Genomic DNA, 10,370 nt, shown 5'->3' with positions numbered 1-10,370 from the left:
GTGCACAGGATGATGAGAAAATCAAAGAGATGCTGCAGCATTATCATTTATTATAAAAAAGACCTGTATCCTTTTGGAATATGCTTAAATAAGGTTTAAGAAAAGAGGAATTCAAACTATTGGTGTTCATCCATAGATATTGAATTCCTTTTGCTGTAGGCATATGAAATACAGAAGGAATGCTGATATTCATCATTTTTTTGTTAAGAAAGGGAGCTTTGTTTACTATCGCAGCTATGCATACACGATTTCAGCTATGATATTTAAAACAGATTCTTTCATTCTTTAGGTTGTTTGCAAAAGGGAGACTTCAGCTTCTATTGATAAATACAATACAATAGTGTTGAAGTCTCTCTGTTTTATATTTACTCACAATCGAGAAAGAACCTAAGATATAGCAGCTTTCTTCTTCTATCAGTATGAGCGAAGAGTAACCTATTTCTTTGTTGACAGTTAAACACTTTCCTCTTACAATGAAGCAGATGAAGGGTTGTGAGATTATGAAGGCATTGGCGAGTGATTTTGATGGAACGCTGTATCTGCATGATGCAGCAGAAAGCTATCGTGAAGGGGATATAGCAGGAATCGGGCAGCTGCAGAAGCAGGGCTGTCTGTTCGGTCTTTGTACCGGGCGTCCTTTATGGGGTATTACAGCATTTCTTTCTAAGCGACTGCATCCTGATTTTTATATCGTAAGCAGCGGAGCAATGATACTGGACAGAAATCAAAGGATATTGTTTGAAAGCTGTCTTTTACCTGAAACTGCAAAGCGGCTCAGTATGCTTACGAAAGATGTGGAAAGCACCGCTATTCAGGCTGGCGGGAACATCTATGCATATAAGAAAGCAAGAGCATTTACAGATATTCCAGTCATTCACGATATAGAAGAAATAAAGGGGCAGCAAATACACGGATTATCCTTTCGCATGACAGACGAGGCAGCCGCAGAACAGTTATGCAGTTCTCTTGAAAAGCAATTTCCGGACACCTGTGCCGCATTCCAGAATCAGAATTTCGTTGATGTGGTACCTTACGGCTGTTCCAAGGGAAAGGCGCTCTTGAAGCTGAAAAAGCTTATGAATCTGGACAGCTGCTATGGCATTGGAGATTCCTACAATGATATCCCCATGCTGCAGGATGCAGATGTATCCTTTACCTTTCATGCTTCTCCTAAGAAGGTAAAAGAAGCAGCCGATCACCTGGTGGATTCTGTAGGTGAAGCGATTCAATCCTATATGCTAAGGAAGGAAAATTAAATCCGTTCCTGGTGGTAATAGTTTAATAACCGTAAAAAAGGTTCCTTTAAATTTTAAGGAACCCCCTTTCATATCTTACTCACGTTGCTTCTGTGAGCAGGCTTATGTATTCTTATTATTAGCTCTTTTCTTTCTCCATGCCTGTAAAGGAACATAGATCATCAGAAGAAGCAGTACCGATGGAATCAATATATTCCACGGCTTTGCGAATTTCTCAATATAGCCCTGAAAGAAAATATAGATCACAACAACAGGCAGTATGTAGGAAACATAAAATCTCGCCCACATAGGGAATTGAAAGCCTACACCGCTGTTTGCCTCATCCGTGAAATTTTTCCAACCCCAACCATAGCGGAAGGTACAAAACAGCAGATACATGAGGGATCCAAGCGGCAGCATATTATTGGATACAATGAAATCCTCCAAATCCTGTATGGTACTTCCATCCCCAAGCGGCTCTATAAAGGAAAGAAGATTGAAGCCGAATGCACAGGGAAGTGATAAAAGCAGAATCAGGATAAAGTTTACACGAACAGCTTTTTTCCTGGACCAGCCGCTGTCCATTGCGAAGGCCACAATATTTTCAAATACCGCAATAATGGTCGTGACAGCTGCAAAAGACATGAACAGGAAGAACAGAAAGCCCCATAACCTTCCACCAGACATGGCATTAAATACATTCGGCAGTGTAACAAACACCAGACCGGGACCGCTGTCTGCTGCAACGTTGAAGGAGAAGCAGGAAGGAAATATAATCAGACCTGCTATAAAGGCCACACAGGTATCCAGAATACAGACATTAAGACTCTCACCCAGCAAAGAGCGGTCTTTTCCGATATAGCTTCCAAAGATTGCCAGAGCACCGATTCCAAGACTAAGAGTGAAAAACGCCTGTCCCATAGCTGCGAATATGGCGTCCCATAAGCCGTTTGCCATCATTTTCTGAAAATCTGGAATCAGATAGAATTTTAAGCCTTCAACAGCGTTTGGCAGGGTAACTGCCCGAATCACAAGAACGAGCATGACAATAAACAGACAGGACATCATATATTTGGACATCTTTTCCACACCGTTTTGAAGACCTCTGCTGCAAATAAAGAAGCCGATAACCGTAATTGCAATCATCCAGAACAGATTTTGTCCCGGACTGGCAAGCATATTGGAGAAAGTTTCACCCACCTGCTCTGTTCGCAGACCCTCAAAGGTACCACTTGCCATTTTCAAACAGTAATTGATCATCCATCCACCGACTGTTGTATAAAACATCATCAGCAGATAGTTGCCTCCCATACAGACATACTTTATAAGATGCCACTTGGTTCCTTCCGGCTCCAGCAAATCGAAGGACTTCGCTGCGGAGCGCTGGGAGGCACGTCCCACGGAGAATTCCATCACCATAATCGGTAATCCCAGCAGTATCAGGAAAACCAGATAGAGCAGTACAAAGGCTGCTCCTCCATATTGGCCTGTAATATATGGAAACCGCCATACATTGCCAAGACCGACTGCACATCCAGCGGATATCAGAATAAATCCCAGTCTGGATGATAGCTTTTCTCTTGATTTCATATACTTTCTACACACCTTTCCTGTACATTTTATAAGCTGAGATTGGGAAAGTCAATGTAAAAATGAAAGGATTTTCATATACTTACACAAATTCATACATGAGAATTCCTGTTATCATACTAGCCGCAGAGGCCTCATGCTTAAAGCTTTACACACCCTTCATGACAGCTTCACGAGGTATTCACATAAAAGGTGTAAGATACAGGTACAGACAAAGATATGTCTGTTTGCTTAAACGGCGACAGTTTTGTTTCCTCATCCTGATAAATAGCTTTTTCATAATAGCTGTTGCCCTTTCTCTTTCACGAAGATCTCTGCCTTTCCCACAGAGGTCTTTCCTTTTTATATAAGTAATTATCATTTTTTTACTATATTGCTTCGGTTTTTTAGCTATCTTGTTGGTAAGGTAACAATTTTTCATATCAAATTAACGAAAAATTGGTGTAATTATCAATTTTGTGTTATGATATAGGAGAGCTATCATGGGGAGTTGCTCAATATTCAATGGGAGGGTGGGCATGACTGTAACAGATAACGAAATTTATCGTATAATTGTTGATATCATGGATATACAGAATGAACCTGAGAATATATTTGAACTGGATAACTGGATCCGGCAAATTGGTCTTCAGGAAGTATATAAAAAAATCATACAGATTTATTCCATCAATCTTATGTAGAGATTTCCAATGCGGAATCTCTTTTTACTATTGCAATGCGTTTTATATTATGGTTTAATATAGATGCCTTTTTATCAAGAGTTGGGGTAGAGAGTTAGCTCGCTTGATCCCACGCCAACCTGTATGACGCATCATATAAGGTGGTACTGCTAACAGCGATAAGAGAAACAATCACATAACGATTTGCCTTCTCTCACGCTAGGGAAGGCATTTTTCTAATAAGAAGCAAAGGAGATTTGAGAAATGAAAAATTACATTTTTACATCAGAAAGTATTACTGAGGGACATCCTGATAAAATTTGTGACCGCATTGCGGACAGTATTCTGGATGAGGCTCTGCGTCAGGACCCTGCCAGCAAAATGGCTGTGGAGGCAACGATTAAGGATGATTTCGTACTTATTTACGGTGAGGCTAATACCAAGGCAAAGCTGGAGTATGAGGAAATCGCAAAAGAGGTTATTCGGGAAATCGGGTATACGGAGGAGTATGAGGTGCTTGTGAAGGTACGCGAGCAGTCTTCGGAAATCAACCACGCAGTTGTACAGGATGATGGCGAGATCGGTGCGGGAGATCAGGGAATTATGTTCGGATATGCATGCGATGATACAGACAATTACATGCCTGCCGCTATTGAATATGCACATAAGCTGGCAAAACGTCTGAGCGATGTCCGCCGTGGAAATGCATTGCTGCTGCCGGACGGCAAGACACAGGTAAGTGTTGAATATGAAAATGATAAAATCAAGAGGATTGATACGATTGTCGTTTCCACACAGCATGTGGCAGAGGCATCACAGCAGCAGATTGCCGATATCGTTATGAAGGATGTCATAACGCCTGTCATTCCGGATGAGCTGCTGGATGAGGATACCATTTATCTGATCAACCCAAGCGGAAGCTTTGTCATGGGAGGTTCCTTTGGTGACAGCGGTACAACAGGAAGAAAAATCGTTGTGGACAGCTATGGCGGTATGGGAAGAATCGGCGGTGGCTGCTTCTCCAGTAAAGATCCATCCAAGGTTGACCGCAGTGCAGCATATTACTGCCGTTATGTCGCAAAGAATATTGTGGCACATCAGCTGGCAAGTAAATGTGAGGTACAGGTTGCATATGCTATCGGTAAGGTGAAGCCGGTATCCATTATGGTAGATACCTTTGGAACAGGAAACAAATGTGATGAGGAGATTCTTGATATCATACGCAGCAATTTCAGCTTTGAGGTAAAGGATATCATTGAGGAACTCAAGCTTTGCCGTCCGATTTACAAGGCAACATCCTGCTATGGACATTTCGGCAGAGAAGAATTCAGCTGGGAGAAGATAAAGGATTTGAAGTATTAAAAGCTGACAGTTTCCTTAGAAGAGCTTCAAAGGAATAATTGTATATAAAAAAGGTATCGTAAGACATACGGTGGGTAGCATACCGTTTTGTCCTTGCGGATACCTTTTCTTAGTATATAGAACTTGCCACAACGCTTTTTGTATGTTGTCGGCGTTCCATAAGAAACCCCTGAATGCTAAGCAAGCCATATGCTGGGTATACAAAGGGATGGGGATTGTATGAAGATGCTATTCTAATGGGCTGTTATTAGGTATATATTTCTAATTTTGTTATATTCAGTTTCATAAAAAGCTTGTAAGATGATGTTTAAAAAGCTATAGGAATACATATTGATTTCTTCTTATCTTTATCTGTTTAATCCTGGCAAGTGAGCAGTGATAGGAACGTAGGATCGTGACCTGTTAGGATATCTCAGTTTGTTTTCTAACAGTAATAACAGCCTGTTTACTCAAAGGTTCCTTTCTTCAAAAGCTTTTGATTTTTCATGAACCAGCGTCCGTTTGCCATTACATCATGAAGCTGCCAGTCATCATCAAACAACAAGAGATCAGCATTACTTCCGACAGAGATGCAGCCCTTTGCAGGATATAGTCCCAATACACGGGCCGGATTCGCTGTTGAGAAGGATATGCACTCGGTAATTGAAAAATCCTGATTCCGCAGCATTTCCTGTACATTTTGCAGGAGGACAGAAACATCGGAGACACCGATTGCGGTAAGGTTACCATATTCATCATAGTCTGACCAGCTCCCCTGTCCGTCAGAGCTTAAGGTGATTCTTCCATAATCCTTTGGGTTCGCCTGCTTGATCCAGGAAGCACATCCCTCATGCTCCTCACAGCTTATATCTATGGTACCACCCATATATAAAAGCTGCAGGGCTTTTTGAAACAGCTGTTCATTTCTTGTGACATGGGTCGGGTGAAACATGGTGCAGGGAAGTCCTGTGTTTTTCACGGCTTTCATGACATAGGCAAGGTCGTCAGCTTCATCACCCATATGCAGTGTCATACAACCCGGCTTTCCTGAGAGCATACCGGCTGTCCTGACTTCACTGGCCAGTCTGAGAAATTCCTCAAATGATATATGTGAGCTTCTATGATCACTTAATGCAAGCTTGACACCAAGGATTTCGTCTATAAACAGGATATCTTTTTTTACTGAGCCTGTAATTGTCGTACTCGGATAAGCATAGGAGCCTGTCATGGCGTAGGCGGAGATACCTTCACTGTTAAGAGCTTTGACCTTAGCAATCAAATCCTCAACACTGCGCGTCACACCGTCAGTCCCAAGTAAACCAACCACCGTGGTGATACCTGCCTGTATGAGAGCGGATAACTGGATTTCCGGCGTCCTTGTCGCAAAGCCGCCTTCTCCCCCTCCTCCGCTTACATGAACATGACGGTCAATCAGTCCCGGTGTCAGTTGTTTTCCACTGCCGTCAGTGATTTCCATATAGGGAGCCGTTTCTATGTGAGGTGCTATATGGGCAATGTGTCCTTCTGAAATGAGAATATCCTGTATCCCCAGATCCTGTGGCGCAAATATATGTACATGTTTAATCAGTTGCATATCGTTTCCTCCTATAGGGTTCCCAGGCTTTTTAATATATACAGCCACATCGTCAATGTAAATGCACTTCCAAGCGTCGTCATCATGACAACACTGCTGGACAGCGTTCCCTCATGACCCATATTTCGCGCCATGATATAACAGCTTACCGTCGTGGCAGAACCAAGCATGACAAGAATTGCCACCAGCTTATCATTTACAAAACCTAAAGAAACTGCAATCGGTAGAAAAATCGCAACAAATAGAATCAGCTTCATGAAGCTACAGATCAGGGCAGGCTTTCGTTTGGCATAGAGATCGTGAAATTCAAAGGAACCTCCCATCGCCATCAGACCGAGCGGTGTCGCAAGGGCTCCCAGATTATGCAGTGACTTCTGCAGTATGACAGGCTGCGGGATTCGGAGCAGGGACCATAGCATTCCGGCACCAATTCCCAGAATAATCGGATTGCAAAGTATATCTCTACCTGTTTGTAAAATAAGCTCTTTTCGCAATATGCCACGCTTTGGCTTCATGAGCGACAGCACAATGACAGCGATAATATTATATAAAGGAACAGTCGCAACAATCATAAGCGGAGCCATTCCTGAATTTCCATAAATATTTTGAATAAAGGCGATGCCCAGAATTGCGGCACTGCTGCGATAGCTTGCCTGTACAAATTCTCCCTGAATACTTCGATCCTTTAATCGATAGGATACAGCAATCGAAAAGAGTATAGACAGCAGTGTTGCCAGAAAGCAGAAGATGACAAAGGATGTATCCCACGCTTTTCTAAGGTCTGTGGTGCTGATATCCTCAAACAGCAGGACTGGCAATGCTGCAACAAATACAAATTTATTCATTTTTGAAAGGAAGGCTGCATCAAACAGGTGTATTCTTTTAAAGAAGTAACCAAAAATCATTGTTATGAATACCGGAATCGTGGCATTCAGACAAAATATTAAATTTTCCATTATATATCCCTCAGCTTTCTATTATACATCGAAATTTAAAAAAAGGAACGCAAGATTTTATAAGGAGAAGCATTTGGTTTGTGATATACTGAAGGTAAGGATCATGATAAAGTGAACAAATGGAAATGAGGGCTGATTATGTATATGAATGAAGAGCTGATTCAGGAAAAGCTGGAGGAAATGAATGCAACAAAGATTCAGAAGCTGGACTCACAGATGTATCTGGTTAATTTTGATTTGAAGGAGGATATGCGGATATCCTATGTCTTCAATATTACACGGGAAGGGAAGTATTTTCTGCAGAGGATGCGCCCGTATTCCATGGTACATGGCAAGTTCTCCAATGAATATGAGGTGCTGTCCTTCATCAAGCATGATGTTGAGAAGTTCCAAAATGCAGCAAACAGTACCAATTTCATAAAGTTTCTGGAAATTTCCAACAAGGGACTGCAGCTGACGGAGGAAATCGAAAATGCCTTTTTAAATTATAATGTAGACGGAGAAATTCTGGATGAGCTGAATGAAAAAATGGAAGAGGTTTTTGACCAGATTTATCTGCTTTCCGATATTTCAAGAAGAGTGCTGCTGCATGAAGATGAGTAGGGATAAGCTGCATTTGCTGGAGCTATCCGGCTTTGAAAGAGAACAGCTCGCCCGCATACCGGACAGCTATATTGTCACATGTGCTGATAGAACGAGCGTGAGTGCTGCTATGGTAAAAGAAGCAGATGTCATTATTGGCAGAGTGCCGGTCGAGTTTTTAGGCTATGCACGGAAACTGCGGCTGCTGCAGCTGGATTGTGCTGGCAGTGAGCAGTATACAGCAGATGGTTTGCTTGCGAAGGATTGTCAGCTGTGCAATGCCTCCGGTAGCTTTGGACTGGCGATCAGTGAATATCTGATTTGTACAATTTTAATGCTGATGCGGAATATGAATCTGTATATACGCAATCAGGAGCAGGCGTACTGGCATATGGAAGGACCTGTACAGTCGATATACGGATCTACGGTTTTGATAGCAGGAACCGGTGATCTGGGACAGGAATTTGCGAAAAGAGTGAAAGCAATGGGGGCACATACCATAGGAATTCGCCGGCGGATACAGGAGAGTGTTCCTTATTTTGATGAACTGCATACTATGGAAGAAATGTGCAATCTGCTTCCGCATGCTGATGTGGTGGTACTGGCACTTCCGAGTACAGAAAGGACTCGCGGATGCTTTGGCAGTGAGCAGCTTGCCTGTATGAAAAAAACTGCGATTCTTGCCAATGTAGGAAGAGGGGATGCTTTGAATACAAATGAATTCCTGCAGGCTATACAGCGTAAACAGCTATCTGGTGCTGTTCTTGATGTATGTGACTGCGAGCCTCTTGCAAAGGAGCATCCGCTCTGGAAGCAGCCGAATGTCATCATCACACCTCATATTTCCGGCACCTTCCAGCTGAAGGAATCCTTTTATCGCTTTACAGAAATTGCACTTTATAACCTGCAGGCATTATTGGAAAACAAGGCACTGAAGAATGTCGTTGACCGAAAGCAGGGATACCGTGTGCATACTGTCGATTATATGGAAAAATAATTCAGCGCTTAAGTTTCGAAGAAGCATTTCTATATTTCGATACACTTGCTGCATGTAAAAAGGGAGAAACAGGTCTATATAAGTTCAGACACAGTTTCATCCCTTTTAGTCGTTAAGAAATGCGTGAGATACGGCTGATCTGTAGGCCTGGCTACAGATAATTAACTGCCAGAATAGCGATACCGAGCACTGTAAGCACAACTCCGGTAGCCCGATTCAGTGTTTTGGCGCTGGCCTTATTGGCAAATCTAGCTGCAATTCTTGCCCAAAGCAGGGTAGAGGCGATGCAGAGAATCAGAGCTGTCATATCTGGCATACCTCCAATGGTAAAGTGACTGACAGCACCGGTAAATGCGGTGAAGGTCATGATAAATACGCTGGTACCAACCGCTGTTTTCAATTCATAGCCAAGTACGCTGGTCAGGATCAGCAGCATCATCATACCGCCGCCTGCTCCGATGAATCCGCAGATAAAGCCGACCATCGCTCCGGACACCATGGATTGCATAAGTCTTTTTTTCGGATCGGTATGCTCCATACTGCTTTTTGTTGTCATCACCGGACGTACGATGAATTTAATTCCAAGCAGCAGTGTCATAAAGGTGGAGAATCCGCCCATTGCTGTTCCCGGAACCAGACTCGATACATAGCTGCCAACAAGTGTGAAGATAAGTACGAATATCATCATAATAAGACCGTTGCGGATATCCAGATTTCCGTGTCTGCCATATGTATAAGCGGAAACAGCGCTGGCCAGCACATCACTTGCCAGGGCAATTCCCACAGCCATATAGGGTTCCATATGCAGGAACGTAATTAGCATCGGGGATATGACAGCTGCGGCACTCATCCCTGCAAAGCCTGTGCCAAGCCCTGCGCCAATGCCGGCAATGAAGCAGATTACAAAGGTATATAGCATAAACATAACTCCTTTTTTGTTCATAATGTATGAATATCATTATACTCCTGCAAAAAAGGGGATGCAAATAATTTTACATCAATTCAAATCTATATGCTTCCTTATGATTCGTGCGACTTTTTTGAAAAAGATAAAACCACCCTTTTTATCAAAGGATGGTTTTATCGTGCTTTTGTAAACAGTTTCCTTTATTTTGATGTATTATTTAGTATTGCTTTTATACGATTCTTTAATTCCTCTAAGGTATCACATTCCAAAAGCAGATTGGATACGATATGCAGTTGATCCTCGGTTAATGACTGTAGCCATGCTGTACAGTCTTCCTGATATTTGGCTTCCATAAGACTATGTAAGAGCTGTCTCTCTCCTTCGATTCTACCTTCTGCTTTCCCTTTTATGATACCTTCTTTCATTCCCTCCTCAAAGCTGTCCTCCAAGCCGTAGCGATAACGTGCCTCTCCCATCTGAATCGCCATTGCGGTTGACCACAGCTCATC

The 10,370-nt window shown here is 42.5% G+C and carries 9 protein-coding genes and 1 pseudogene; 5 read left to right on the top strand and 5 right to left on the bottom strand.

What is annotated here, in order from left to right:
- Positions 1 to 500 precede the first annotated feature (500 nt).
- Positions 501 to 1,256 (top strand): HAD-IIB family hydrolase, encoded by a 756-nt coding sequence (locus ACESPQ_RS20670; protein WP_224721031.1) that lies wholly within the window; start codon positions 501 to 503, stop codon positions 1,254 to 1,256.
- A 102-nt stretch (positions 1,257 to 1,358) separates the two neighbouring features.
- Here the strand turns inward: ACESPQ_RS20670 and ACESPQ_RS20665 are convergent, their stop codons facing one another.
- Complete coding sequence (locus ACESPQ_RS20665; protein WP_002606858.1) at positions 1,359 to 2,825, bottom strand: sodium-dependent transporter; 1,467 nt, start codon at positions 2,823 to 2,825, stop codon at positions 1,359 to 1,361.
- A 518-nt stretch (positions 2,826 to 3,343) separates the two neighbouring features.
- Here ACESPQ_RS20665 and ACESPQ_RS20660 point away from each other — a divergent pair.
- Positions 3,344 to 3,505: a hypothetical protein gene (locus ACESPQ_RS20660; protein WP_009588313.1), complete on the top strand. Its 162-nt coding sequence runs from the start codon at positions 3,344 to 3,346 to the stop codon at positions 3,503 to 3,505.
- Between the two features lie 243 nt (positions 3,506 to 3,748).
- A complete protein-coding gene (metK, locus tag ACESPQ_RS20655) occupies positions 3,749 to 4,846 on the top strand; it encodes a methionine adenosyltransferase (protein WP_002606860.1) in 1,098 nt (365 codons plus the stop codon).
- A 445-nt stretch (positions 4,847 to 5,291) separates the two neighbouring features.
- Here the strand turns inward: metK and iadA are convergent, their stop codons facing one another.
- Positions 5,292 to 6,419, bottom strand: coding sequence for a beta-aspartyl-peptidase (gene iadA / locus ACESPQ_RS20650; RefSeq protein ID WP_118003228.1), 1,128 nt, complete (start codon positions 6,417 to 6,419; stop codon positions 5,292 to 5,294).
- Positions 6,420 to 6,430: 11 nt separating this feature from the next.
- On the bottom strand, positions 6,431 to 7,375 hold the full coding sequence (locus ACESPQ_RS20645) for an AEC family transporter (RefSeq protein WP_008818163.1): 945 nt from the start codon (positions 7,373 to 7,375) through the stop codon (positions 6,431 to 6,433).
- Positions 7,376 to 7,513: 138 nt separating this feature from the next.
- Between ACESPQ_RS20645 and ACESPQ_RS20640 the strand changes: the two genes are divergently transcribed.
- The gene (locus ACESPQ_RS20640) at positions 7,514 to 7,978 is read left to right on the top strand and encodes a hypothetical protein (RefSeq protein WP_002606863.1); all 465 of its coding nucleotides are present in this window, start codon (positions 7,514 to 7,516) and stop codon (positions 7,976 to 7,978) included.
- On the top strand, positions 7,965 to 8,954 hold the full coding sequence (locus tag ACESPQ_RS20635; RefSeq protein WP_002606864.1) for a D-2-hydroxyacid dehydrogenase: 990 nt from the start codon (positions 7,965 to 7,967) through the stop codon (positions 8,952 to 8,954). The genes ACESPQ_RS20640 and ACESPQ_RS20635 overlap by 14 nt, the downstream gene beginning before the upstream one ends.
- Positions 8,955 to 9,105: 151 nt before the next feature.
- On the opposite strand, the gene ACESPQ_RS20630 is transcribed toward ACESPQ_RS20635, so the two are convergent.
- Both ACESPQ_RS20630 and ACESPQ_RS20625 read right to left on the bottom strand, forming a co-directional pair.
- Positions 9,106 to 9,873: a sulfite exporter TauE/SafE family protein gene (locus tag ACESPQ_RS20630; RefSeq protein WP_109771718.1), complete on the bottom strand. Its 768-nt coding sequence runs from the start codon at positions 9,871 to 9,873 to the stop codon at positions 9,106 to 9,108.
- 188 nt (positions 9,874 to 10,061) lie between these two features.
- Positions 10,062 to 10,370, bottom strand: a pseudogene (locus ACESPQ_RS20625) (hypothetical protein); the annotation flags it as partial.

The sequence above is a fragment of the Clostridium sp. HGF2 genome (genome assembly GCF_964240115.1).
GTDB classification, from domain to species: Bacteria; Bacillota_I; Bacilli_A; order Erysipelotrichales; family Erysipelotrichaceae; genus Clostridium_AQ; species Clostridium_AQ innocuum.
Note: the sequence above shows the minus strand (reverse complement) of the source record. Positions and strands in the feature narration are given on the sequence as shown.